The sequence below is a fragment of the Rhodococcus sp. SB1D genome (assembly GCF_048573875.1).
GTDB lineage: Bacteria > Actinomycetota > Actinomycetes > Mycobacteriales > Mycobacteriaceae > Rhodococcus_F > Rhodococcus_F qingshengii.
This window is the reverse complement of record NZ_JBMAIQ010000010.1, coordinates 248,449-273,698: the sequence shown is the minus strand read 5'-3', so window position 1 is coordinate 273,698 and position 25,250 is coordinate 248,449. Positions and strand designations below refer to the sequence as shown.

23 protein-coding genes are annotated in these 25,250 nt (G+C 63.1%); 16 read left to right on the top strand and 7 right to left on the bottom strand.

The annotated features are described in order from the left end of the window. Positions 1-52: 52 nt before the first annotated feature. The 3 genes from ACN50D_RS22375 to ACN50D_RS22365 all read left to right on the top strand — a co-directional run bounded on the left by ACN50D_RS22375 (position 53) and on the right by ACN50D_RS22365 (position 2,418). Positions 53-391 carry a TfoX/Sxy family protein gene (locus tag ACN50D_RS22375; RefSeq protein ID WP_211921172.1) on the top strand — a complete coding sequence of 113 codons (339 nt, stop codon included), beginning with the start codon at positions 53-55 and terminating at the stop codon, positions 389-391. A gap of 36 nt (positions 392-427) precedes the next feature. Continuing rightward, positions 428-1,792: a DNA polymerase IV gene (locus ACN50D_RS22370; protein WP_042452844.1), complete on the top strand. Its 1,365-nt coding sequence runs from the start codon at positions 428-430 to the stop codon at positions 1,790-1,792. A gap of 131 nt (positions 1,793-1,923) precedes the next feature. After that, positions 1,924-2,418, top strand: coding sequence for a hypothetical protein (locus ACN50D_RS22365; protein ID WP_223304502.1), 495 nt, complete (start codon positions 1,924-1,926; stop codon positions 2,416-2,418). An 83-nt stretch (positions 2,419-2,501) separates the two neighbouring features. On the opposite strand, the gene ACN50D_RS22360 is transcribed toward ACN50D_RS22365, so the two are convergent. From ACN50D_RS22360 to ACN50D_RS22350, 3 genes are all read right to left on the bottom strand, one after another. After that, complete coding sequence (locus tag ACN50D_RS22360; RefSeq protein ID WP_042921836.1) at positions 2,502-3,893, bottom strand: glutamate decarboxylase; 1,392 nt, start codon at positions 3,891-3,893, stop codon at positions 2,502-2,504. Positions 3,894-4,035: 142 nt separating this feature from the next. Beyond that, positions 4,036-4,803 (bottom strand): sensor domain-containing protein, encoded by a 768-nt coding sequence (locus tag ACN50D_RS22355; protein ID WP_228401058.1) that lies wholly within the window; start codon positions 4,801-4,803, stop codon positions 4,036-4,038. Continuing rightward, a complete protein-coding gene (locus ACN50D_RS22350; RefSeq protein ID WP_003941753.1) occupies positions 4,800-5,726 on the bottom strand; it encodes a hypothetical protein in 927 nt (308 codons plus the stop codon). The genes ACN50D_RS22355 and ACN50D_RS22350 overlap by 4 nt, the downstream gene beginning before the upstream one ends. Positions 5,727-5,794: 68 nt before the next feature. On the opposite strand from ACN50D_RS22350, the gene lspA reads away from it, so the two are divergent. The 5 genes from lspA to dnaE all read left to right on the top strand — a co-directional run bounded on the left by lspA (position 5,795) and on the right by dnaE (position 12,670). Next, complete coding sequence (lspA, locus tag ACN50D_RS22345) at positions 5,795-6,481, top strand: signal peptidase II (protein ID WP_372450117.1); 687 nt, start codon at positions 5,795-5,797, stop codon at positions 6,479-6,481. Next, a complete protein-coding gene (locus ACN50D_RS22340; protein WP_007733161.1) occupies positions 6,478-7,404 on the top strand; it encodes an RluA family pseudouridine synthase in 927 nt (308 codons plus the stop codon). Before lspA ends, ACN50D_RS22340 begins: the two co-directional genes overlap by 4 nt. Then, complete coding sequence (locus ACN50D_RS22335; protein ID WP_211921170.1) at positions 7,401-8,084, top strand: hypothetical protein; 684 nt, start codon at positions 7,401-7,403, stop codon at positions 8,082-8,084. The genes ACN50D_RS22340 and ACN50D_RS22335 overlap by 4 nt, the downstream gene beginning before the upstream one ends. Further along, complete coding sequence (rarD, locus tag ACN50D_RS22330; protein ID WP_007733157.1) at positions 8,081-9,034, top strand: EamA family transporter RarD; 954 nt, start codon at positions 8,081-8,083, stop codon at positions 9,032-9,034. Before ACN50D_RS22335 ends, rarD begins: the two co-directional genes overlap by 4 nt. Before the next feature lie 99 nt (positions 9,035-9,133). Further along, positions 9,134-12,670 (top strand): DNA polymerase III subunit alpha, encoded by a 3,537-nt coding sequence (dnaE, locus tag ACN50D_RS22325; protein WP_003941755.1) that lies wholly within the window; start codon positions 9,134-9,136, stop codon positions 12,668-12,670. 92 nt (positions 12,671-12,762) lie between these two features. Here dnaE and ACN50D_RS22320 read toward each other — a convergent pair whose 3' ends face one another. Next, a complete protein-coding gene (locus ACN50D_RS22320; RefSeq protein WP_003941759.1) occupies positions 12,763-12,996 on the bottom strand; it encodes a hypothetical protein in 234 nt (77 codons plus the stop codon). A gap of 186 nt (positions 12,997-13,182) precedes the next feature. Here ACN50D_RS22320 and ACN50D_RS22315 point away from each other — a divergent pair, with 186 nt between their 5' ends. The 3 genes from ACN50D_RS22315 to ilvA all read left to right on the top strand — a co-directional run bounded on the left by ACN50D_RS22315 (position 13,183) and on the right by ilvA (position 16,924). After that, positions 13,183-13,617 (top strand): nitroreductase family deazaflavin-dependent oxidoreductase, encoded by a 435-nt coding sequence (locus tag ACN50D_RS22315; RefSeq protein ID WP_003941666.1) that lies wholly within the window; start codon positions 13,183-13,185, stop codon positions 13,615-13,617. Between the two features lie 97 nt (positions 13,618-13,714). Then, positions 13,715-15,490: a pyruvate dehydrogenase gene (locus ACN50D_RS22310; protein ID WP_211921168.1), complete on the top strand. Its 1,776-nt coding sequence runs from the start codon at positions 13,715-13,717 to the stop codon at positions 15,488-15,490. A gap of 78 nt (positions 15,491-15,568) precedes the next feature. Then, positions 15,569-16,924: a threonine ammonia-lyase IlvA gene (ilvA, locus tag ACN50D_RS22305; protein ID WP_007733150.1), complete on the top strand. Its 1,356-nt coding sequence runs from the start codon at positions 15,569-15,571 to the stop codon at positions 16,922-16,924. A 13-nt stretch (positions 16,925-16,937) separates the two neighbouring features. Here ilvA and ACN50D_RS22300 read toward each other — a convergent pair whose 3' ends face one another. Beyond that, the gene (locus ACN50D_RS22300) at positions 16,938-17,459 is read right to left on the bottom strand and encodes a TetR/AcrR family transcriptional regulator (protein WP_003941685.1); all 522 of its coding nucleotides are present in this window, start codon (positions 17,457-17,459) and stop codon (positions 16,938-16,940) included. Positions 17,460-17,587: 128 nt separating this feature from the next. On the opposite strand from ACN50D_RS22300, the gene ACN50D_RS22295 reads away from it, so the two are divergent. After that, entirely contained in the window at positions 17,588-19,132 is a 1,545-nt protein-coding gene (locus ACN50D_RS22295) for an MFS transporter (RefSeq protein WP_054781564.1), read from the top strand. A gap of 21 nt (positions 19,133-19,153) precedes the next feature. Here ACN50D_RS22295 and treZ read toward each other — a convergent pair whose 3' ends face one another. Both treZ and ACN50D_RS22285 read right to left on the bottom strand, forming a co-directional pair. Further along, complete coding sequence (treZ, locus tag ACN50D_RS22290; RefSeq protein ID WP_193595228.1) at positions 19,154-20,875, bottom strand: malto-oligosyltrehalose trehalohydrolase; 1,722 nt, start codon at positions 20,873-20,875, stop codon at positions 19,154-19,156. A 69-nt stretch (positions 20,876-20,944) separates the two neighbouring features. Further along, the gene (locus ACN50D_RS22285; protein WP_050655316.1) at positions 20,945-22,306 is read right to left on the bottom strand and encodes an NAD(P)-binding domain-containing protein; all 1,362 of its coding nucleotides are present in this window, start codon (positions 22,304-22,306) and stop codon (positions 20,945-20,947) included. 96 nt (positions 22,307-22,402) lie between these two features. Here ACN50D_RS22285 and ACN50D_RS22280 point away from each other — a divergent pair, with 96 nt between their 5' ends. The 4 genes from ACN50D_RS22280 (at position 22,403) to ACN50D_RS22265 (ending at position 25,248) form a co-directional block, all read left to right on the top strand. Continuing rightward, the gene (locus ACN50D_RS22280; RefSeq protein ID WP_058039465.1) at positions 22,403-23,287 is read left to right on the top strand and encodes a helix-turn-helix domain-containing GNAT family N-acetyltransferase; all 885 of its coding nucleotides are present in this window, start codon (positions 22,403-22,405) and stop codon (positions 23,285-23,287) included. A 64-nt stretch (positions 23,288-23,351) separates the two neighbouring features. Beyond that, on the top strand, positions 23,352-23,738 hold the full coding sequence (locus ACN50D_RS22275) for an ArsR/SmtB family transcription factor (protein ID WP_003941739.1): 387 nt from the start codon (positions 23,352-23,354) through the stop codon (positions 23,736-23,738). After that, positions 23,735-24,838: an ACR3 family arsenite efflux transporter gene (gene arsB, locus ACN50D_RS22270; protein WP_211921166.1), complete on the top strand. Its 1,104-nt coding sequence runs from the start codon at positions 23,735-23,737 to the stop codon at positions 24,836-24,838. Before ACN50D_RS22275 ends, arsB begins: the two co-directional genes overlap by 4 nt. Further along, a complete protein-coding gene (locus tag ACN50D_RS22265) occupies positions 24,835-25,248 on the top strand; it encodes an arsenate reductase ArsC (protein ID WP_003941758.1) in 414 nt (137 codons plus the stop codon). The genes arsB and ACN50D_RS22265 overlap by 4 nt, the downstream gene beginning before the upstream one ends. Positions 25,249-25,250: the final 2 nt, after the last annotated feature.

The following is a 25,250-nucleotide window of genomic DNA, read 5'->3' as shown; positions in this document are numbered from 1 at the left end:
CCGGCTCTCCGATGAATGTCTGTATGTCGGGGTGCCGGAGTAGTTTGCTCTCATGAGTACGAGCAAGGAAACCGTGGCGCGCATTCTCGAGCAGTTGGAACCGCTCGACGTGCGGGCAAGGGCGATGTTCGGCGAGTACGGATTGTATTGCGACGAGAAGATCGTGGGCTTGATCTGCGGAGACGTTCTGTTCGTCACACCCACCGAGGTCAGTACGGAGTTCGGATCAGAGGCCGATCTGGCTCCGCCGTACCCGGGAGCGAAGGATTATTACCGGGTGACGGAGGAACGGTTGCAGGACCTCGATCACCTGCACGCCTTCATTCAACGGACTGCCGACGTATTGCCCCTGCCGAAGAAGAAGTCGCCGAAGAAGAAGGCGCGGACGTAAATTCTGCACCTACTTTTGAGAGAACCGTAACGCCCGATGAATCAAGGTGATCCCACACGAAGTCGTAGGTGGGTGCTGCATCTCGACATGGATGCGTTTTTCGCTTCCGCCGAGCAGTTGACGCGTCCCACTCTGCGAGGTCGCCCGGTGCTGGTCGGCGGCTTGGGCGGGCGCGGGGTGGTGGCCGGGGCAAGTTACGAAGCGAGAGTTTTCGGTGCGCGATCGGCAATGCCGATGCATCAAGCACGCCGGATGGTCGGTGGTGGAGCGGTGGTATTGCCGCCACGGATGTCCCTGTACTCGGTTCTCAGTAAACGCACGTTCGACGCGTTGCGCCTTCGTATGCCGATCCTCGAGCAACTGTCGGTGGACGAGGCTTTCGGGGAACCGGTGGAGTTGGCCGGTGTCGGAGCTGACGAGGTCCGCGCGTTTTGTGAGGACCTGCGGGCGTTGATCAAAGCCGAGACCGGGTTGGTCGCTTCGATCGGGGCCGGCGCAGGTAAGCAGGTCGCCAAGATCGCGTCGGGACTGGCAAAGCCCGACGGCGTCGCAGTGATTCCTCCCGGGATGCAGCACGAGTTGCTCGATCCACTGCCGGTGCGAAAGCTGTGGGGGATCGGCCCTGTTGCCGAGGAAAAGCTCAAGCGTCTCGGCATCGAAACCATCGGAGGGTTTGCCCGCACTCCCATAGCGGAGGTGGCGTCGATACTCGGAACCACTGTCGGACCGGGGTTGCATCGGCTCGCACAGGGGATCGACGATCGGCCGGTCGCCGAGCGTGCCGAATCCAAGCAGATCAGCGCGGAATCCACGTTCGCCGCAGACATCGTCACGATGGCGCAACTGCGCGCCGCCGTCGAAAGTAGTGGTCGTGCAGCATTTTCCAGGCTGGAGAAGGACGGAAGAGCTGCTCGCACCGTCGTACTGAAGCTCAAGAAGTCCGACATGAGTATCTTGACTCGATCCGTGACGCTGCCGTTTGCCACCATCGACCGCCAAATCCTCATCGCGACTGCGCAGAAACAGGTCATCGATCCACAGGAATTGGGGCCGATTCGCCTGGTCGGTGTGGGATTCGCCGGTTTGTCCACCGTTCGGCAAGGATCACTTTTTCCCGAGTTGGATCAGGACGTTCCCGGCTATCCGGTCGAGACTCTCACGGGCGCCCTCGATGAGGCCGAACTCGACGTTCCGGTGGCAGCACGTGTCCCTCAGCGCTACTGGCACCCCGGTTTGGACGTGAAGCATCCAGAATACGGACACGGTTGGGTGCAGGGCGCCGGGCACGGTGTGGTCACCGTTCGCTTCGAAACCCGTTCCAGCGGAACGGGAATCGCCAAAACCTTTGCCGAATCCGATGAGGTGCTCGAGGTAGCAGATGCGGTCGACAGCCTTCTCTGAGGATGTCCTTAGACTTTTTCCGCTTACCGTTGGGTAATGTTGTCGACGATCCTCGAGCAAGCACGATGTTCGACTGACGCTCGAATGTGAACACCCGAATGGATAGGACTGAGAAGTTGAAGCTTCAGAAGATGACCGTTGCAGCCGTGGCGATCGCAGCAGCCCTGACGATGACCGCTTGTGGCTCGGATGACAAGACCGACTCGCCCACCACGACGTCGAAGACCACGACGACCACGACGGCCTCGGACTCGACAGATGCGCCGGTCGCGTTGCCGACCGCCCCTGAGCTCAACGCCAAGGTCGCCCAGGCACTCGACGAAACCGTTCCGGCCGCAGACAAGGTCAACCTCGTCCAGGGCGCCGAGGCTGATCCCGAGCTGATCAACCAGGTCGCCGCTGCCGCCAAGGCTGCCGGCGCGCAGGTCGAGATCCTCGACCCGGTCACCGACACGGGCAGCGAGACGGCAGCAGCTTCGCTGAACATCGTCGTCAACGGCCAGCCGCTGCAGCAGGGCCTGCAGGCTTCGTTCGTCTACGAAGACGGCGTCTGGAAGCTCTCGAAGACCACCGCTTGCCAGATCGTCGGCGTTGCAGGTCTGACCTCGCCGGCTTGCGCTGCTTGATCTCTCGGTAACACCTGAAACACCAGAGCGGCCGCCGACTCCCGAAGGGGAGTGGGCGGCCGCTCTTCACGTGGTAAGCGACGTCAGTGATGGAATCCCTCGGTGACGCGCGGCCGCGGCATCGGGCTGTCCAGTTCGTCGAGGAACGCGGTTTCCTCTTCGATGATGCGCAGCAGATTGGCCGCCAGGTCCATGCTCAGTCCGTTACGAACCACGATGCGCTGCACTGTCAGATCCGCGAGATCGTCCGGCATGGGGTAGGCCGGCACCAACCAGCCCTTGCCTCGCAACCGGTCCGAGAGGTCGTACAGCGTCCAGTTGGACGTGTGGCCCTCGGCGAGGCGCCACGCGAAGACCGGGATGTCGGAACCGTCGTTCCACAATTCGAAGGCGTCGAGCTTCCCGATTCCTTCGGCGAGGAATTTCGCCACGTCCTGTGAGGACTGCTGGATCGCGCGATAGCCGTCGTGGCCGAGACGCAGGAACAAGTAGAACTGCAGGATCACCTGAGCGCCGGGACGCGAGAAGTTCAGTGCGAAGGTCGGCATACTGCCGCCGAGGTAGCTCACCTTGAAGACGAGGTCGTCGGGAAGTAGATCCTGCGATCGCCAGACCACCCAGCCGAGGCCGGGGTAGACGAGCCCGTACTTGTGCGCCGAGGTGTTGATGGAGTGGACGCGCGGTAGTCGGAAATCCCATTCGAGTTCGGGCTGAAGGAACGGTGCGATCATCGCACCGGAAGCGCCGTCGACGTGGATGGGGACGTCGAGTCCCGTCTTCGCCTGGATCGCATCGAGTGCCTTCGAGATTTCCAGGACCGGCTCGTACATCCCGGTGTACGTGACGCCCATGATCGCGACGACGCCGATGGTGTTCTCGTCGACATACTTGTCCAGATCGTGACCGTCGAGGGTGCGGTGTTCCTCGCTGATCGGCACGTAACGCGCTTCGACGTCCCAGTAGTTGCAGAACTTCTCCCAGCACACCTGGACCGCGGAACTCATGATGAGATTTGGCTTTTCGGTGGACTTGCCCGCGGCTTTTCGTGCGTGCTGCCAGCGTCGTTTCATCGCCAGGCCGCCGAGCATGCAGGCTTCGGACGAACCGATCGTCGAGGTGCCGATTGCGTCCTTGGGGGAGGGCGAGTGCCAGAGGTCGGCAAGGATGCGCCAGCAATAGGTTTCGATCGCGGCGGTCTGCGGATACTCGTCCTTGTCGATCATGTTCTTGTCGAACGACTCGGCATACAGTTTGGTGGCGTGATCGTCCATCCACGTGCTGACGAACGTCGCGAGATTGAGCCGCGCATTGCCGTCGAGCATCGTTTCGTCGTGGACGATCTGATACGCGGTCTCGGGAAGCATGCCGTCGGGTTCGAGTGTGTACTTCGATGCAACCGAATCCTCGCCAGGCCTCGAGAAGATCGGATTGACGGCTACGTAATCGGTGTGATCTGACCTTCTGGGTTCCGGCATGAACTCTGGCTCCTCACATCAGTGTGTCGCGTTGGTCTGTTTCGTACCTACTCTCACCGTTCAGTGTGGACGGGCAGTTGTCAAAGGGTCTGTGGTCCCGAATCATTCGCGTAAGGCCGAGACGGGACCAATCCGCTCGTTGTCAGGGCGTTTGTGCGCGCAGGCGATCGGCGGCGGCCGATGCCATCGAGTGCAGCACGTCGGGGGCGATCGGACTCGGCGCAGTTGCGGACACCTGGGTCAACGTGGTCCCGACTGCGGCCACGATCGCATCGGCGACCAAGGTGAAACCGCCACTCTCCGTGATGATTCGGAAAGCGAAAGACGCGTCGCCGACGTTCGGGTCCGACGCTCCGCCGACGCGATAGGTGATTGTCGTTCCGTCGGCATCGGTTCCTGAATATTCCGCGCACCCGGCCAGCGTGGTCTGAAGTTTCTCGAAAGCTGCTGCTGCCGCGGTGCCGTCGGCGTACGAAGCAGAGTCCTGATCGATGCTCGTGAAATCGGGGCCGGTGAACATGTCGGAGAGGTCGGCGACCGATCCGGGAGCCTGGGTGGCTATCGGCGCCAGAACCTGGGCGCAGACGGCGGGGTCGGTGCTCGACTTGTCCGCCTCCGAACTCTCCGGCGCCGGTGCGAGGCCGAGGTCGTCGACCGGGTCGGGAACTATGTCGAAGTCCGCAGGTAGCTCGGACAGGGTGAGCGCGGCTCGTTGCAGGCCGTCACGGTCGAGAGGCGCCCCGCTCAGCGGTGCGGCCGGAGCAGCCGTGAACGGCGCCAAGCCGACCTGTGGGGCGGAAACCTGCGTAGTCGTGTCGGCACCAGGCGAGTCGTCCGAGCCGCAACCGGTCACGACGAACAGTGCCGCCGTTGCGGTCAGACCAAGTGCGAGAAGCGACCGGCGTGTCACGATTCCCACCGAATGCTGTTGGAGATGGTCTGCCGGATCACCGAGGAGCTGTCCGGGTCGCCGTATGCCTGGTCGCCGCCGACGGTCATCTGTCCGTCGATCGGCAAGGGGAGTGAGAGGTCGACGGTGAGGTTTCCGGAGCCGGCCATGACGTACTGATCGATGTTCAGCGTTCCGGCGTCACCAGCCAGGTTCCAGACCGGGCTCTGCGGGGTCTGCGATACGTCCACCGCGAGCGAAAGCCGATTGCCCTCGCGCGCGGTGAGCGTGACGGTGGTTGTCTGATCGAGCAGGATTTCGCTGCTGACTTGCTGCCGAACCACCCAACGTGCGCCGACACCGACCGGAGCGTCGGGGAGTGCAACGGTCCGGTAGACCGCTTGGCCCAGCGCTTGTTCGATTGCAGCGCGGGCAGCATTGGCCGAGTTGGCGGAGGGCTTCAACCGTAGGGCGGTGATGGCGCCCGAATCCGTGACCGACAATCCGGCCGCAGACCCGTCGGCCCCGCTCAGCGCAGCCTGCAGCGTTGCATCGGGCGAGGTCATCGACGACAGCGTGAGGTCAACGACTGCGGTGGGATCGTCAGCGGTCACGTTTGCCGAGAGCGGGATCGTGATCTCCGGCGAAGAGAAATCCTGCGCCGGTTGTTGATCGATCTGCTGACTCACGACGGCCTGGGTGACGAGCGTCGCCGTCTGCGTGGTGCCGACAGGCAAGTTCGTACGCAAAACCTCGCGCGGCTCGCTCCCCGCCTCGAGAACTTCGACCGTCGCGGCGGTCACCGGAACAGTGACCTCGCTCGGCGAGGAGGTCGGGGTGTTCGGAGGTTGATCCGAGTCGCCGCAAGCGGTGAGAACGGTGGTGAGAGCGAGGGCAGCGAGGGCGAACGGAACGCGTCGGCCGGTCGTGGACAGCAGTGGCACGCGCTCCAGGCTAGCCGCAGTTGCAGAGTGCGTGACCCGGTGCGGTGAACATGAGGGATGATGGTTGCGTGAGTACAGACCACCCAGACCGAGATGTCAACGCGGAGGATCAGCCGATTACCGAAATCTCGAAGGCCGACGAGCCCGAAACCGTGAAACCGGAAGCCGTGAAATCGGAAGACGGTGACCTGGCGGTTGCGCCGCTCGAAAAGCCCCGCCGGCTGACCATGCTCATTGCCATCGCCGCTGTCATCCTGCTCTCGGACATTCTCACGAAGGTGTGGGCAGTCGCCGCGGTCAAACCGGGGCAGCCGATCGAAATCATCGGTGACGTGGTCACATTCACGATGGTGCGCAATCCGGGGGCAGCGTTCTCGATGGCGACGTCGATGACGTGGATCCTCACTCTCGTCGCAATCGGTGTGGTCATCGGTGTGATCAAGATCGGTCGCACGCTCCGATCACCGTGGTGGGCGCTCGGTCTCGGCCTCGTTCTCGGCGGCGCGCTGGGTAACCTCGTCGACCGATTCTTCCGCTCTCCCGGAATCATGCGCGGACATGTGGTGGATTTCGTCTCCGTCGGCTGGTGGCCGGTGTTCAACATCGCGGATTCCGCGATCGTCTGTGGCGCGATTCTGCTCGTCGTCCTGACACTGTTCGGCTTCGAACCCAACGGTGAACGCCTGCGTGATCACAAGGCGGACGACAAGAAGCTCACCGAATCGAAGGCTGCAGCCGAGGGAGAAACCAAGTGAGGGAATCCCGTTCGATGCCCGTGCCCGACGGTCTCGATGCCATGCGCGTCGATGCCGGCCTCGCGCGCCTTCTCGGACTCTCGCGCACCGTGGTCGCGACACTCGCGGAAGAAGGCTCGGTACTCGTCGACGGTGTGGCCGTCGGCAAGTCCGATCGTCTGACCGCAGGGTCGTGGCTCGAGGTAGTCCTGCCCGAACCGCCGCGGCCCCTGACCATCGAAGCGACACCGGTCGAGGGAATGGAGATTCTCTACGCCGACGACGACGTCGTGGCAGTCGACAAGCCCGTCGGAGTTGCCGCGCACGCCAGCGTCGGGTGGACGGGACCGACCGTCATCGGCGGACTTGCCGCGGCCGGTTTCCGCATCTCGACGTCCGGTGCCCACGAGCGTCAGGGCATCGTCCACCGCCTGGACGTCGGAACGTCGGGTGTCATGGTGGTTGCCACATCCGAGCGCGCGTACACGTTGCTCAAGCGCGCTTTCAAGCAGCGGACCATCGACAAGCGCTACCACGCTCTCGTGCAGGGACACCCCGACCCGAGCAGCGGAACGATCGACGCGCCCATCGGACGCCATCACGGGAACGACTGGCGATTCACGGTCACGGCCGACGGCAAGCCCAGCGTCACGCACTACGACACCATCGAGGCGTTCCAGGCAGCGAGTCTGCTGGACGTGCACCTCGAAACCGGTCGCACACACCAGATCCGTGTCCACTTTTCGGCGTTGCGCCATCCGTGCTGCGGCGACCTGACTTACGGCGCGGACCCTCGACTTGCCGAAAGGCTCGGCCTCGAGCGCCAGTGGCTGCACGCCGTGTCTCTTGGATTCGCACATCCGGCGGACGGTCGCTGGGTCGAGATCAAGAGCAAGTACCCGAAGGATCTCGAACACGCACTCGAAGTTCTCCGGTCCTCATGACACCGCGCGGGCTTACCCCCGCGCCGGCCGTCGTCGCGGTGGTGGTCGGTGTGGCGGCGGTGGTGGGCGTGGGGTTCGCGAATCCCGTGCCGACCCCGCCGATCCGGACGGACACTCTGGGTCCGGACAGTGGGGAAGCTGTCCCGGACTACCTCGACCGAGCGCGAGATTCTGTTGCGTCGGTCGACGGGCCGGTGTGGGCGTTGGTCTCGTTCACGAAGGCACTCACCGTCGACGATGTCATGACGACGACCAGCAGTGTTCAGGTGCCGGGCGCTGAGGTCTCGGGCGTTCGCGTGTCCAGGGTCATGTTCCGAGTTCCGATCGAGCGCGTCCAGACGCCGCTCATGTCGGTGCCCGTTCCCGACAACGACGAAGCAGTGCGCAGATCGCCCGGGGTTGCAGCCACGCGACTGGTCTCGCTCGGCGGCGACACCGATCGTCAGCAACAGGTGGCGCTCGCGTCGGCGAAGCGATTGTCCGGCGGGTGCGCCTGCGCGGTGGGCGTGCTGGTGCGAGCTACTCCCGAAGGACTCGAAGCGATCGAACATGACTCGAACGTCCGTGCAGTGGAAGCGTTGCCGTCCGACGCCTCGCCGTGGTTGGCGGCCGTCCGTCCCTTGCTGCCGGAGTACGTGGACGTCGTTGCTCCCGGCCCCGACGACGGACCGGTCCCGTGAACTCCGGTTCTGTGAACAAGGACGAACGCGCTGAGTCCCGTTCGTCCTCGGGGATCTTCTACGGTGTGGCGGCTTTCCTGTTGTGGGGAACGTTCCCGGCATTCTTCGGACTACTCGACTTCGCCGATCCGGTCGAGATCCTTGCGCACCGGGTGGTGTGGACCCTTCTGTTGATGCTGATCGTGTTGGCCTTTGCCGGCCGCCTCGGATCGCTTCGCGGAATCAGCGCACGCACCTGGCTGCTGGTGACCGCGGCGTCAGCCGCGATCGCCGTGAACTGGGGAACGTACATCTATGCCGTGGTGTCAGGCCGCGTCGTGGAGGCGGCTCTCGGGTACTTCATCAACCCGCTGGTCACCGTTCTGCTCGGCGTCGTGATCTTCCGCGAACGATTGCGTCCCGCCCAGATCGCCGCGCTCGTTCTCGCTGCCACGGCAGTTGTGGTGATCACGGTCGACTTCGGGAAACCTCCGATCGTCGCTTTGCTGCTCGCCGGCTCGTTTGCCACCTATGGGTTGGTCAAGAAGGTGGTTCCGCTCGATCCTCGAACCAGTTTGACTGCCGAGGGAGTCGTTGCCGCACCGTTCGCGGTCGGCTATCTCGTGTTTCTCGGCCTGACCGGGGCCGGTGCATTCATCAGCAGCGGTACCGGGCACAGCCTGTTGCTGCTTGCCGCCGGCCCGGTCACCGCGCTGCCGCTGCTCCTGTTCGGCGTCGCCGCTCAGAGAGTTCCGTTGGCGACGATGGGCATGCTGCAGTACCTCACCCCGGCGCTCCAGATGGCGTGGGGTGTGGCCGTCATGCACGAGGACATGCCGGCCTCACGCTGGATCGGCTTCGTTCTGATCTGGGCTGCACTGGTGATCTTCACGACAGACACCTTCGTCGCCGGTCGACGTTCGCGGCGTTCGGTGAGGTCGAGCGCCGAACCCGAGGTTCCGGTCACGTGACCGGAGGCGGCGCACGGCGATTCCGCTACGTCGGTCGCCGGTCGTGTCGGCAGCGCGGCATACACTCGATCTCGCTCCCAGACCTTCAGAGAGGCGCACGTGGCTGACTCGTTCGTACATCTTCACAATCACACCGAGTACTCGATGCTCGACGGTGCGGCCAAGGTCGGCGCCATGTTCGAGGAGGCCGCTCGTCTCGAAATGACCGCAGTCGGCATGACCGACCACGGAAACATGTACGGCGCCAGCCAGTTCTACAACGAGGCAAAGAGCGCCGGCATCAAGCCGATCATCGGCATCGAGGCCTACATCGCACCCGAGTCTCGCTTCAACACCAAGCGAGTTCTGTGGGGCGATCGCAGCCAGAAGTCCGACGACGTCTCCGGTAGCGGTGCGTACACCCACATGACGATGGTGGCCGAGAACGCGACCGGACTCCGCAACCTCTTCAAGCTGTCGTCGCTCGCGTCCATCGAGGGCCAGCTCGGTAAATGGCCACGGATGGACGAGGAGCTCATCGCCGCGCACGCCGAGGGCATCATCGCGACCACGGGTTGCCCGTCCGGTGAGATCCAGACCCGCCTTCGTCTCGGTCACGATCGCGAGGCTCTCGAAGCTGCCGCGAAGTGGCAGGAGATCTGGGGCCCGGACAACTTCTTCCTCGAACTGATGGATCACGGTCTCTCGATCGAGCGCCGTGTGCGAGAGGGTCTGCTCGACATCGGCAAGCAACTCGGTATTCCGCCACTTGCCACCAACGACTGCCATTACGTCACCAAGGACGCCGCCGAGAATCACGAGGCGCTGCTCTGCATTCAGACCGGCAAGACGCTCTCCGACCCCACTCGCTTCAAGTTCGACGGCGACGGCTACTACCTCAAGTCCGCTGCCGAGATGCGCGCCATCTGGGACAACGAGGTACCGGGGGCATGCGACAACACCGTTGCCATCGGCGAGCGTGTGCAGTCGTACGAGGACGTCTGGGCATTCCACGACCGGATGCCGATCTTCCCGGTCCCGGAGGGACACACGCAGCAGACCTTCCTGCGCGCCGAGGTGATGCGCGGACTCGATCGCCGCTTCCCGAGCGGACCGCCGCAGGAGTACCTCGCCCGCGCCGACTACGAGATCGGCGTCATCAACGAAATGGGCTTCCCGGCCTACTTCCTCGTGGTCGGCGACCTGATCAACCACGCCAAGGACGTCGGGATCCGTGTCGGGCCCGGCCGTGGATCGGCTGCCGGTTCGTTGGTGGCCTACGCGATGGGTATCACCAACATCGACCCCATCCCGTACGGGTTGCTGTTCGAGCGATTCCTCAACCCCGAGCGTGTGTCCATGCCCGATATCGATATCGACTTCGATGATCGCCGTCGCGGCGAGATGGTTCGCTACGCGACGGACAAGTGGGGCAACGACAAGGTCGCCCAGGTCATCACCTTCGGCACCATCAAGACCAAGGCTGCCATCAAGGACTCGGCTCGCGTCCAGTTCGGCAAGCCGGGCTTCGCCATCGCCGATCAGATCACCAAGGCACTCCCGCCGCCCATCATGGCCAAGGACATCTCTGTCTCCGGTATCACCGATCCGAAGCACGAGCGGTACAAGGAGGCCGTCGAGGTTCGAGCACTCATCGACTCCAGCCCGGACGTCGCGAAGATCTACAAGACTGCGGTGGGTCTGGAGGGGCTGATCCGTAACGCCGGTGTGCACGCCTGCGCGGTCATCATGTCGTCCGAACCGCTCACCGACGCAATCCCGGTCTGGAAGCGCGCCCAGGACGGCGCAATCATCACCGGGTGGGACTACCCCTCGTGTGAAGCCATCGGCCTGCTCAAGATGGACTTCCTCGGTCTGCGAAACCTCACGGTCATCGGCGACACGCTCGAGAACATCAAAGCCAACCGCGGCATCGACCTCGACCTCGACACTTTGCCGATGGACGATGCGGCAACATACGAACTGCTCGCCCGCGGCGACACTCTCGGTGTGTTCCAGCTCGACGGCGGCGGTATGCGCGAGTTGCTGAAACTGATGCAGCCCACCGGATTCGGCGACATCGTCGCCGCCTTGGCGCTGTATCGACCGGGACCGATGGGTGTGGACGCCCACATCTCGTACGCCAAGCGCAAGAACGCCTTGGAAGACGTCAAGCCGATTCACCCCGAGCTGGAGGAGCCGCTCGCGGAGATCCTCTCGGAGACATACGGCCTGATCATCTACCAGGAGCAGATCATGCAACTGGCGCAGAAGGTGGCCGGGTACACCCTGGGCCAGGCCGACTTGCTGCGTCGCGCCATGGGTAAGAAGAAGCTGTCCGAGCTGGAAAAGGCCTACGCCGGCTTCCGGCAGGGCATGTTGGACAACAACTTCAGCGAAGCCGCCATCAAGGCGCTGTGGGACACGGTCCTTCCCTTCGCCGGCTACGCGTTCAACAAGTCGCACTCCGCCGGCTACGGACTCGTGTCGTACTGGACTGCGTACCTCAAGGCGAACTACCCGGCCGAGTACATGGCGGGTCTGCTGACCTCCGTCGGTGACGACAAGGACAAGTCCGCGATCTATCTCGCCGACTGCCGCAAGTTGGGCATCACCGTTCTCCCGCCGGACGTCAACGAGTCACGCGTCGACTTCGCGACCGTCGGCGACGACATCCGTTTCGGTATGGGGTCGGTGCGCAACGTCGGCGCCAACGTCGTCGCGTCGATCATCAAGGCGCGCACCGAGAAGTCGAAGTTCACCGATTTCTCCGACTATCTCGGCAAGATCGACGCGATGGCTTGCAACAAGAAGGTCACCGAATCGCTCATCAAGGCCGGTGCTTTCGACTCGTTGGGTCATCCGCGCAAGGGCCTGATGTTGGTCCATGCCGACGCCATCGATTCCGTGATGAGCACCAAGAAGGCGGAGGCGATCGGACAGTTCGACCTCTTCGGTGGTGCCGAGGCGGACGAGTCGATCACCTCGGTGTTCGACGTCAAGATTCCTGACGAAGAGTGGGATTCCAAGCATCGCCTGGCGCTCGAACGAGAGATGCTGGGGCTGTATGTCTCCGGTCACCCGCTCAACGGCGTCGAGCACATTCTTCGGCAGCAGTCCGACACGTCCATCGCCGCGATACTCGAAGGCGGCGTTCAGGACGGTGCCCAGGTAACTCTCGGCGGCATCATTGCCTCGGTGGACCGTCGGGTCAACAAGAACGGTCTGACCTGGTGCATCGTGCAGCTCGAAGATCTCGTGGGTGGAATCGAGGTGCTGTTCTTCCCGCAGGCGTACGCCGTGTACGGAATGGACATCGCCGAGGATGCCATCGTGTTGGTCAAGGCTCGCGTTTCGATCCGAGACGATCGGATGTCGCTGATCGGCAACGACCTTGCGGTGCCTGATATTTCGGCGATCGGGGTCGCGCGCCCCCTGTCGGTCTCGCTGCCGCTTCGGCAATGCACCAAGGACAAGCTCAGTGCTCTCAAGCAGGTGTTGACCAGGCATCCGGGGACGTCCGATGTCCATGTCCGACTGATCGGCGGAACCGAAATCAGCTTGTGGAAGGTCGACGACGTCCTTCGGGTCGAACCGTCCTCGGCACTGATGGGCGACCTGAAGGCATTGCTCGGACCGAGTTGCCTGACGGTCTGACCGCCGAGCGGACCTGAACCGAACGAAGGGACCTTGCTGCTGATGCAGCAAGGTCCCTTCGTGGTTCGCGGGAGTTCGGGGGAGTGCGGTGATCAGGTGGTGCGTGAGTAGTGCACGCGCCGTACCCACCACGTGACTACAGCGGCCGTTGCGGCAGTCAGTACGGCCACCTGCATCGACTGCGTGACGGCACCGGCGACGACGAACAGCACGAACCCGACCACGAGAGCTTCGATCTTGTACAGCGGCCACCGAGTTCCGGCCAGATCGACGCAATAGTCGGGGGAGGGGCGTGATTCGCGAGTGGAGATATCTGCGGTGGTCATCTCGTCCCTTTCCGATACGGCTGTTCGAAGCTGTGGTTTCAGAGTAGCCAGAGATGAGAGTTCGGGCAAGCGAACTTTATTGATCGGCAGCTCACTTAATCGATCAACCAGGGGAGTGCGCGGGCGACCGGCCTGGTCGGCGTGGTTCGGTGGCCAAGGTGCTCGAGTGGGTGTTCACTGGTACACATGCCAATCACAGGTGAGTACGAACCCAGTCCAGCGTCGTGGGCCGCCGATCAGGTCGCACGCATCGAGAACTCCGGTGGCACCGAGGGAAACGACATGAACGGCATGCCCGTCGTCGTTCTCACGACCATCGGGGCAAAGTCCGGCAAGGTCAGGAAGACGCCGCTGATGCGCGTCGAGCACGACGGTTCGTATGCCGTTGTGGCTTCGCTCGGTGGCGCCCCGAAGAATCCGGTCTGGTACTACAACGTCAAAGCCGACCCGCACGTCACGCTGCGTGACGCGACGCAGGTCTTCGACCTGGTTGCTCGGGAAGTCACCGGCGACGAGAAGGCGGTCTGGTGGGAGCGCGCTGTCGCTGCGTACCCCGACTACGCCGATTATCAGACGAAGACCGATCGTGAGATTCCGGTGTTCGTGCTCGAACCCAAGTAACCCCGCATTCCACAAGAAGCGCTGCATCAATCACAAGTAAATCGTCACTCCCGGGGGTCGGCGATCCCGACTCCCGTGAGTGTGTCATGGAGGTCTGATGAGTCCGAAAACCGTTGCAGATCAATTGGTTCAGCAGCTCGTTGACGCGGGTGTCAGTCGGATCTACGGCATTGTCGGTGACAGTCTCAATCCCATCGTCGATGCGGTTCGTCGCACCGGTGGTTCCGAGAAGGGCGGAATCGATTGGATACACGTCCGGCATGAGGAAGCAGCCGCCTTTGCGGCCGCAGCGGATGCCCAGATCACCGGAAAACTCGCAGTGTGTGCCGGATCCTGCGGCCCCGGAAACCTTCACCTGATCAACGGCCTGTACGACGCTCATCGTTCGGGCGCGCCGGTCCTCGCGATCGCCTCGCACATTCCGAGTGCCCAGATCGGTATGGGTTACTTCCAGGAGACGCATCCCGAGCGGATCTTCATCGAATGTTCGAGTTACACCGAACTCGTCAGCACCCCAGTGCAATCACCACGCGTGGTGCAGTCGGCGATTCAGCATTCGGTGGCTCGAAACGGCGTCTCGGTGATCGTGCTTCCCGGGGACATCGCCGACTGCCCGGCCGAGGGCACTCCGCCGACGCTCGTCGAAACGCGGAGGCCGACAGTCGTTCCGGATGCCGGTGACGTCAAGGCGTTGGCAGATGTGATCAACGGCTCGCGTAAGGTTGCGATCTTCGCCGGCGCGGGCGTGCGAGATGCGCGCGCGGAGGTTCTGGCGTTGGCCGAAACCGTCGGCGCTCCCATCGGGCATTCACTGCGTGGCAAGGAATGGATCCAGTACGACAACCCGTACGACGTCGGGATGACCGGATTGCTCGGTTACGGTGCGGCGCACGACGGTATCCACGGCGCCGATCTCCTGCTCCTGATCGGTACGGACTTTCCTTACGATCAGTTCTTGCCCGATGACGTTCGTACCGCTCAGATCGACATCGCGGCCGAGCGGTTGGGGCGTCGAACCAGCCTGGACCTGGCTGTGCACGGCGACGCCGCGAGCACCTTGAGCGCACTGATTCCGCAGCTCGATCGAAAGACCGACCGCGGGTTCCTGGAGGACACGCTCGCCAAGCACAACACTCTGATGACCAAAGTGGTTGGTGCATACACGGATCCGGTCAAGCAGCGCACGCCGATTCACCCCGAGTATGCGGCCTCGATCTTGGACGATCTGGCAGCCGACGACGCAATCTTCACCGCCGACACCGGGATGTGCAACGTGTGGACGGCGCGCTATCTCAATCCGAACGGATCGAGACGCTTCATCTCCTCGGCGCTGCACGGATCGATGTCCAATGCGCTCCCACATGCGATGGGTGCTGCATGGTCGAGTCCGGGGCGTCAGGTCATCTCGGTGTCGGGCGACGGTGGATTGTCGATGCTGCTCGGTGAGTTGGTCACCGTCGCGATGTACAAGTTGCCGGTCAAGATCGTGGTGTTCAACAACTCGACGCTCGGAATGGTCAAGCTCGAGATGCTGGTCGACGGCCTTCCGGATTTCGGGGTCGACGTGCCCGCGGTCGACTACGCGGCGGTTGCTGCTGCGCTCGGTATCTTCTCGCGCCGAATCGAGAATCCCGCGGACATCGAAGCGGGCCTACGCGCCGCGCTCGATCATGACGGTCCGGCCTTGGTGGATCTGGTGACCGATCCGTTGGCATTGTCGTTGCCGCCCACCATCACCGGTGGTCAGATGAAGGGCTTCGCTTTGGCGATGTCGAAGATGGTGATGAACGGCGGCGTCGGCGAGGCAGTACAGATGGCCAAGTCGAATCTGCGGAACGTGCCACGTCCCTCACAGTTGGATCCGCGCGGCTGACCTACCGCCACCCTGCCTCGCAGACCATGCGGGGCGGGGTGGTGGGAAGGTTGATCTCCGACGTGCGAAAATGGCGGGGTGTCTAACTCGCCCGATGTCGTAGTAACGAAGTCCACCGTCCCCGCGCTCGACGCGCAGGAGATCGACGCGGCCATCGAGCGAATTCAGCACGTCATTGCGGCGACACCCCTGCAGTACAGCGATCGTCTTTCGGCGTTGACCGGGGCACACGTGTATCTCAAGCGTGAGGACCTCCAGGGCGTTCGTTCGTACAAGATTCGTGGCGCTTACAACCTGATCGCTCAGCTCAACGAGGCTGAACGCGGTGCCGGCGTAGTGACTGCCAGTGCCGGTAACCATGCGCAGGGTGTTGCTTTCGCGTGCCGAACGATGCAGATCAAGGGTCGGATCTACGTTCCGGCAAATACCCCCAAGCAGAAGCGTGATCGCATCCGCGCCCACGGCGGAGCGTTTGTCGAACTGTTCATGATCGGTGAGACCTATGACGCCGCCGCTGCTGCGGCCGCCGAGGACGTAGCCGAAACCGGCGCAACCATGGTTCCCCCGTTCGACGACGTGCGCACCGCTGCAGGGCAAGGAACCATCGCAGCGGAGATTCTCACGCAATTGGACGCCCCTCTCGACACGATCGTCGTGCCGGTCGGCGGCGGCGGTTGCATTGCGGGCATCGCCACCTACCTGCACGAACGGTCGCCCAAGACGTCGATCGTCGGGATCGAGCCGTCCGGTGCGGCGTCAATGACGGCCGCTCTTGTTGCCGGGGGCCCGGTGACCCTTCCCGACGTCGATCCATTTGTCGACGGCGCAGCGGTCAAGAGGATCGGCGATGTTCCCTACGAGGTCGTCTCACGTCTGGGTGCCGCCGTGGTGTCGCACGCGTCGTTGCCGCTCGTGGCTCGTCAACTTCAGACACGGTCCGGTTCGGGATCGTTTGTCGTCAATCAGATCGACGAGGGCGCTATCTGCACGGCGATGCTCGAGCTGTATCAGAGCGAGGGCATCATCGCCGAACCCGCGGGAGCGCTTTCCGTTGCGGCACTTCAGAATTTGACGTTCGAGCCGGGTTCGACCGTCGTGTGCCTGATCTCCGGTGGCAACAACGACGTCTCTCGTTACGGCGAAATCCTCGAGCGTTCGCTCGTTCACCTCGGGCTCAAGCACTACTTCCTGGTCGACTTTCCGCAGGAACCGGGAGCGCTCCGTCGCTTCCTCTCGGACGTGCTCGGGCCGGACGACGACATCGCGCTGTTCGAGTACGTCAAGCGAAACAATCGCGAGACGGGTGCCGCGTTGGTGGGTATCGAACTCGGTTCCGCCGACGGGTTGGCGGCGTTACTCGAGCGGATGGAGCGCGCGCCGATGCAGTCCGAGAGGCTCGAGCCGGGAAGCCCGGCGTACCGCTATCTGACGTAAGAGACGCCCCCGGTCAGGGCCGCAGTCGCTCGACCACCTGTCGATGCAATTCGGGATCCGGCTGGGGGAGCCCGAGCATCGCCGCCAAATACAGGCCGTCGCCGACGAGTCGGATGATCTCGGCCTGCACAGGGTCGGCGATCTCGGTCTGAAGGCCCTTGTCCCAGCTCCGCATCACATGTGTGACGGCTTTCTGGATTTCGTCGTGTTGTCCGTCGACTGTTCTCAGTGCCGCGATGATCGACCGGAAGAGTGAGAGTTCTTCGCTTTCGTTCGCATCGGGGATCTGCAGATAGAACTCGGTGACCGTCGTACCGCCGGCTACGGCGTCGTCGAGTTGCTGATCCGAGCGTTCCCCGAGTCTGCGGACCATCGCCGCGAGGAGGGCTTCCTTGCTGGGGAAGTGATAGAGAAGTCCGCCCTTGGAAACCCCGGCTTCGGCGGCAACGCCTTCGAGCGTGACTTGGGCAACGCCGCTGACCAGCAGCAGCTTCTCCAGTGCGTCGAGAATTCGATCGCGAGTGTCGGCAGCCATGTGATGTGACCCTACCCGGAAATAACTTTACCGCTCGGACGGTTCACTGTTACCGTAGACCTACTGTACCGGCTGGACGGTTCAGTGAAATCTTTTCGAAAGAACTCAGAGAAAGTCGCAGGGGAGCAATGTCAGTGTCGGCAGATCAGACGTCTGCAATCAATCCCGACGAGGTTCGGGCGACAAAGCGTGACTGGGCGGGCTTGATAGTCCTTGCCTTTGCTGTGTTGCTCATCGCAGTCGACGGCACGGTGCTCGATCTTGCGCTTCCGTTCATCAGCGCCGACCTCGAGCCGAGCAGCACGCAGTTGCTGTGGATCATCGACGTCTATTCGTTCGTGCTCGCCGGTCTGCTCATCACCATGGGTACGCTCGGCGACCGGATCGGTAGGCGAAAACTGCTCCTGATCGGCGCAGTCGGCTTCGGTCTCGCCTCGATCATCGCCGCTCTCGCTGTCAGTCCCGAGATGCTCATTGCCGCCCGCGTGCTGCAGGGTATTTCCGGTGCAACGCTGATGCCGGCCACCCTCGGTCTGATCCGCACGATCTTCGTCAACCCGCGTCAGCGCACCGAGGCGATCGGTGTCTGGGGCGCGATGGCCGGTGGCGGTACCGCGGCCGGCCCGTTGGTCGGTGGTTGGTTGCTCGAGCACTTCTGGTGGGGTTCGGTCTTCTTGATCAACATTCCGGTCATGATCGCGCTGGTTGTACTCGGCCCGATCCTGATCCCGGAGTCGAAGGACCCCAATCCGGGTCGATTCGACCTCATCAGCGCTGGTCTGTCGATGGCGACCATGTTGCCGCTGGTGTACGCGGTCAAGGAATCCGTGGTGCACGGCGTCAGCATCACGTTGCTGGTGATCGGCCTCGTTGGTCTCGCGGCGGGTTACGTGTTCGTGCGTCGTCAGCGGATGCTGAAGGATCCGATGTTGGATCTGAAGCTGTTTGCCAACGCGTCGTTCTCCACCGCCGTCATCACCAACCTGCTCTCGATCTTCGCGCTGGCAGGTGTCCTGTTCTTCGGCTCGCAGTACCTGCAGTTGGTGCTGGGTAACTCGGCGCTCGACGCCGGCCTGCTGATGCTCCCGGGTATGTTGCTCAGCGCATTCACCGCGGTTGCGGCGGCCTGGTTGATTCGCCGGTGGTCGGTGTCTCACGTGCTCAGCGCGGGCCTCGCGGTTGCCGGTATCGGTGCTGCGATGCTGCTCGCGCTCGGCGTCGACAGCGGCCCGTTGATGTTCGTGATCGGCTTCGGTCTGGCCGGTGCTGGTGTCGGTGTCGCGTTGACGTTGACATCGGATCTCGTGGTCAGCTCGGTGGAACCCGAACGCGCCGGCGCTGCGTCCGCTGTGTCGGAGACCGCGTACGAACTCGGCATCGCGCTCGGCGTGGCGATCCTGGGCAGCGTGGTGATGGCGATCTTCCGCAAGGGAATCGACACCTCGATGCTCGAAGCAGATCAGGCGCACGCTGCACAGGGCACGCTCGGCGGTGCCCTGCAGGAAGCAACGTACCTACCTGGTGAACTCGGTTCGGTGCTTGCCGATTCCGCGAAGTCGGCGTTTGTCGACGGTATGCACGTTGCTGCCGGTGCAACAGCTTTGGTTCTGTTCGTCAGTGCCGCATTGGTGTTGCGGATGCTGCGGAGTACACCAGAGAACGCGAAGCGTTAATACCGGAATCTCGAGAGTTAGTCAGCTTTCGAGTACGACGAACGAGTGCCCCGGCACCACTGTTGCGGACGCGGTCTCGTCCTGTGTCGGCGGATCCCACCAGAGGATGGGGGTTCCGCCGACCGGAACCGAGGCCGCGTCCGTTCCCAGATTGCACACGATCTGTAATGCGCCGCGGCGCAAGGTGATCCACTGGTCGTCCTCGTCGTAGTCGACGTGCAGGTTCCCCAGCCAAGGGTCGGTGATCTCGATTCGCCTCCTGCGCAGGGCAAGTAGATCGCGATAGCAGGCCAGGACGCGAGCGCGTGTCTCGTCGTCTCGCTCGTCCCAGTCCAGTTTCGATCGCAGAAATGTCTGTGGGTCTTGCGGATCCGGAATGTCGTCACTGTTCCAGCCGTGCGCCGCGAACTCCGCTTTGCGGCCTTTGGCAGTGGCCTCGCCGAGTTCCGGTTCCGGATGCGAGGTGAAGAACTGGAACGGAGTGGTCGCTCCCCATTCCTCGCCCATGAACAGCATCGGTGTGTACGGCGATAGCAGGACCAGCGCCGCCTTGATCGCCAATTGTCCTGGCGTCAGATAGGCGCTCGGGCGGTCCCCGATCGCGCGGTTGCCGATCTGATCGTGGGTGCACGTGTATGCGAGCAGGGCGCTGGCGGGCTGATGCGTGATGTCGATCGGCCGGCCGTGAACCCGTCCACGGAACGAGGAATACGTTCCGGCGTGGAAGAAACCGCGCCGCAATGTATTTGCAAGGGATTCCAAGGATCCGAAGTCGGCGTAATAACCCTGGCGTTCGCCGGACACGGCCGTGTGAATCGTGTGGTGGATGTCGTCGTCCCACTGCGCGTCCAAGCCGAACCCGCCGGCCGCTCGTGGCGTGATCAGAGTGGCGTCGTTGAGATCACTTTCGGCAATCAACGTGAGCGGTCGGCCCAGATGGGCCGACAGTGTTTCCGTTCGGACGGCGAGTTCCTCGAGGATGTGCGTTGCGGTGTGATCGACCAACGCGTGGACGGCGTCGAGGCGTAGACCGTCGATGTGGAAATCGCGCATCCATCGCAGGGCATTCCCGATGATGTACTCGCGAACCTCGCCCGACTGCGGACCGCCGATGTTGATCGTTCGGCCCCAGGTGTTCGCTCCATCGGCAATGTAGGGGCCGAACTTTTCGAGGTAGTTGCCCGACGGGCCCAGGTGGTTGTAGACCACGTCAAGAATCACGCCGAGTCCGCGTTCGTGGGCCGCATTCACCAAGCGTTGCAATCCGTCCGGGCCACCGTAGATCTCGTGGACCGTGTACCAGAGCACACCGTCGTAGCCCCAGTTGTGAGTTCCGTTGAAGCCGTTGACCGGCATGATTTCCACGAAGCCGACGCCGAGGTCTACCAGGTGATCGAGACGTTCGATCGCGGCGTCGAATGTTCCTTCGGGGGTGAACGTTCCGATGTGCAGTTCGTAGACCGATGATCCTGGGAGTTGTCGTCCGGTCCACTGAGAGTCGGTCCAGGACGCCTCGTCGAGTTGGTGCAGTTGGGAGCGGAGATGCACGCCTTCGGGCTGGCGTGGTGAACGCGGATCCGGGAGTGTTTCACCGTCGACGACAAAGCCGTAGCGAGCGCGGTTGTCGCAGTCGACCTCGGCGCGCCACCACCCGTCGTCGGTCCGGTCCATCTCGTGCGTGATGCCGTCGACTTCGACCCGGACCGATTCCGGTGTTGGCGCCCAGACCTCGAATGTATGCACACGATCAGCATGCCTTGTTCGGCCGGATGTGGCAGCCCGGCGGGCTGGTTCCGTCGTCAAGGACTGTTTCTATCCGCAGGTGTTGCCGGACGGTGCAGACAGCGTGATCAGTTTCGGAGCGGGGGCGCTGCAGCATCCGCCCTCGGCTTTCCCTGTGTCGGTTTCTGCTGTGTCAGGTTCGTCGAAAATGCCTGCGCCGCCGCAGACTCCGGTCTCCGGAAGGACCAACTCGACGCGGGCCGCTGCTTCGTGATCGCCGGCGAGCTCGGCTGCGATGCTGCGAACCTGCTCGTAGCCGGTCATCGCCAGGAAGGTGGGTGCTCGGCCGTAGCTTTTCATTCCAGCCAAGTACACCCCCGGCTCCGGATGGCGAAGCTCCTTCGCGCCATGCGGGTAAACGGTGCCGCACGAGTGGACGTTCGGGTCGATCAGCGGAGCAAGCTCGACCGGTGCTTGTAAGACCGGGTCGAGGCCGAGTCGAATTTCCGAGAGCCAGGACAGATCGGGGCGGAAGCCGGTCAGCGTTATGACGTTGTCCACGTTCTCGATGCGATCACCCGCATCGGAGGCGAGTATGAGTTGTCCCGAAGGGGTAGTTGTCACCTCTGCGGTGCGGAAGCCGGTGACGACTCTCAACAGGCCATCCTCGACGGCCTTCTTTGCACGCAAGCCCAGGGCGCCGCGCGCGGGCAGTTCGTCAGCGTCGCCGCCTCCGAATGCAGAGCCGATGTTTCCTCGGCGGACCGCCCAGGTGATGCGGGTGCTCGGAGCCTGCTCCGCCAACCCTGACAGCGCAACGATCGCCGTCAGCGCGGAGTGGCCACTACCTGCGATGACGGTGTGCGTTCCGGCGAACTGTGCCCGCACTGCCGGATCGTCGAGATCAGGAACCCGGTACCGGATCGCAGTACCCACAGCGCCTTCGCCGAGTGCAGGAAGACCTTCACCACCGAGCGGGTTGGGGGTGCCCCAGGTGCCGGACGCATCCACAACGGCCTGGGCGAACATCCGATCCTCGGTTCCGTCCCGGCGCCGCAGGTGAATCGAGAGGGGTTCGCTGTCGCGTCCGGCGTCGACGACCAGGTCACGTCCGCGTCGAGCGACGCCGATCACCTCGGTGTCGAACTGGACCAGGTCGGCGAGGGCCGAGGCGAGTGGTTCGAGGTAGAGCTCGCGCCATTGCCGGCCGGTCGGATAGGTCTGCCCGTCGGGTGAGCTCCATCCATTCTGGTCGAGGAGTCGCCGCGCGGCGGGGGAGACGAGTTCGGACCACCGGGAGAACAGTCGAACGTGATTCCACTCGGAGATCGCAGCACCGGCTGTGGTTCCGCGCTCGAATACAAGGGGTGTGAGTCCGCGCTCGCGCAGTTCTGCTGCGGCTGCCAGGCCGATCGGGCCGGCCCCGATCACGACAACGGGTAGGGGGTTCATTTTCGTGCCTTTCATCGACGATTATCGATCTACGGAGAACTGTATCGACGATCATCAATGTAGGCAACCATCGACAGCTGTCGATATAGTGGAGAGATGACTTCGCTGCAGACTCCGACGGTGCGAGTCGGCGATTCGGACCCGGATCAGATCCGTTCTTCCGTCCTCGCGCAGGGCGATGCCGATACCTACGCGCAGTGGTTCGCCTGCCTTGCCGAGCCGATGCGCGTCCGATTGCTTCACCGGGTAGCGAGCGCGGTCGGTGGTATTACCGTCGGAGCGCTCGCCGAGGCGTTGGGGATCGGGCAACCGACGGTGTCGCACCACCTGCGCAAGCTCGCCGATGTGGGTTTTGTGACCATGCGTAAGGAAGGGACGAGCACGGTCGTCGCGATGAGTCCGACGTGTTGCGTTGCCTTGCCGCAGGCGGCGGATGTGGTGATGGGAGTCCTTGCTCCGCGTCCGTGCTGCCCGAGTGATCTGCCCGACGATGTCTCTGTCCGGGCCATGATCGACGACGACTGGGATGCGGTTCGCCGTATTTACGGCGAGGGTATCGACACCCGAAATGCCACCTTTGCCGCTGAGGTCCCCTCGCGTGAGCATCTCCACGAACGGTGGCTGCCGCAGCATCGATGGGTGGCGACTATCGGGGGTGTTGTTGTCGGATGGGCTGCGTTGAGTCCGGTTTCCGAGCGTGACTGCTACCGCGGGGTTGCCGAGAACTCCGTGTACGTTGCGGACGGCATGCGTGGTCGTGGCGTCGGAAAGGCGTTGTTGCGCAAGCAAGTCATGGCCGCCGACGCCGACGGACTCTGGACTCTGCAGACGTCGATGTTCCCGGAGAACCGTGCCTCCATCTCGCTCCATCATTCGGCCGGGTTTCGAACGGTCGGCCTTCGCGAGAAGATCGCCGAACTCGACGGCGTGTGGCGCGACACTGTTCTGCTCGAGCGTCGAACGGCGATCGCCGAGGGATGAGTCCGGGATCCGGCTGACCGGATGCCCGATTGCGCGTTGATTCGATATCTGTCAATATCGAAGAATGTCGAATCAAGAGCTGCCGGACTCCGAGGCTTGCTGCACCCCGCTCGTTCGTGAACCGTTGACTGAGGATTGGGCCGGAGACTTGTCTCGGATGTTCAAGGCCCTCGGCGATCCGGTTCGTCTCCGCTTGCTCAGCTTGGTGGCAAGTCACGAGGGTGGTGAAGCCTGCGTCTGCGACATCTCCGACTCGTTCGACTTGTCTCAGCCGACTATCTCGCATCACCTGAAGGTGTTGCGCCAGGCCGGGCTGCTCGATTGTGAACGACGCGGGACCTGGGTGTACTACTGGGTTATTCCGGCTGCGCTGCAACAGCTTTCCGCCGTTCTGCTGGTAGAAGGTGCGAGCGTGAGTGCCGCAGACGCTTGCGCTGAGGTCACCGCATGAGCAACACCGCTGCCACCACCGAACACCCCGAAGTCGTCGGAAAACTCTCCACCCTCGACCGCTATCTGGCGGTCTGGATCGGCGTGGCCATGGTCGTCGGCCTGCTGGTTGGACGCTGGATCCCCGGTGTGAACACTGCCCTGGACAAGGTGCAGATCGACGGCATCTCGCTACCGATCGCCCTCGGTCTGCTGATCATGATGTACCCGGTCCTGGCGAAGGTCCGCTACGACCGCCTCGACACAGTCACCGGGGACAAGAAACTCCTCGCCGGCTCCCTGTTCCTGAACTGGGTTCTCGGCCCGGCGCTGATGTTCGCCCTCGCCTGGCTGTTTCTGCCTGACCTGCCGGAATACCGAACCGGTTTGATCATCGTCGGTCTCGCTCGCTGCATCGCGATGGTGATCATCTGGAACGACCTGGCCTGCGGAGACCGCGAAGCCGCCGCGGTGCTGGTCGCCATCAATTCGGTGTTCCAGGTGATCATGTTCGCCGTGCTCGGTTGGTTCTACCTCTCGGTCCTGCCCGGGTGGCTCGGCCTCGAACAGATCACCATCGACACCTCGCCCTGGCAGATCGCCAAATCCGTTCTGATCTTCCTCGGTATCCCGCTGCTGGCAGGTTTTCTGTCCCGCTTCTTCGGCGAACGCGCCAAAGGCCGCGACTGGTACGACAACAAGTTCATCCCCAAGATCAGCCCCTGGGCGCTCTACGGTCTGCTGTTCACCATCGTCGTGCTCTTCTCGATGCAGGGCGAACAGATCACCTCCCAGCCTTGGGATGTCGTCCGGATCGCGCTGCCCTTGCTCGCGTACTTCGCGCTCATGTGGGGCGGAGGCTACATCCTCGGCGCCGCAATCGGATTGGGCTATGAACGCACGACGACCCTGGCGTTCACCGCCGCGGGCAACAACTTCGAACTCGCGATCGCGGTAGCCATCGCCACCTACGGCGCCACCTCGGGGCAAGCTCTTGCCGGTGTCGTCGGCCCGCTGATCGAGGTACCGGTGCTCGTCGGGCTGGTCTATGTCTCCCTTGCACTACGCAAACGCTTTGCAGTCGAAGAGGTTTCATCCAGTCGAGAAAGAGCGAGGTCATGAGCAAACCATCGGTGTTGTTCGTCTGCGTCCACAATGCCGGTCGATCTCAGATGGCCGCGGGATTCCTGAGCCATCTCGCAGGCGACGCCATCGAGGTCCGTTCCGCCGGATCCGCACCCGCCGAGACCGTCAATTCGGCAGCGGTCGAGGCGATGGCAGAGCGCGGTATCGACATCTCAGCGCAGTCTCCGAAGATCCTCACTGTCGACGCCGTCCAGGATTCGGATGTCGTCATCACCATGGGCTGCGGCGACACGTGCCCGATCTTCCCCGGCAAGAGTTACCGAGACTGGGTTCTCGACGACCCGGCCGGACAGGGCCTTGAAGCAGTTCGCCCGATCCGTGACGAAATCGAGCGGCGCGTTCAAGCCTTGATCGCTGAACTCACCACTGCCGCGAAGTCTTCCTGACC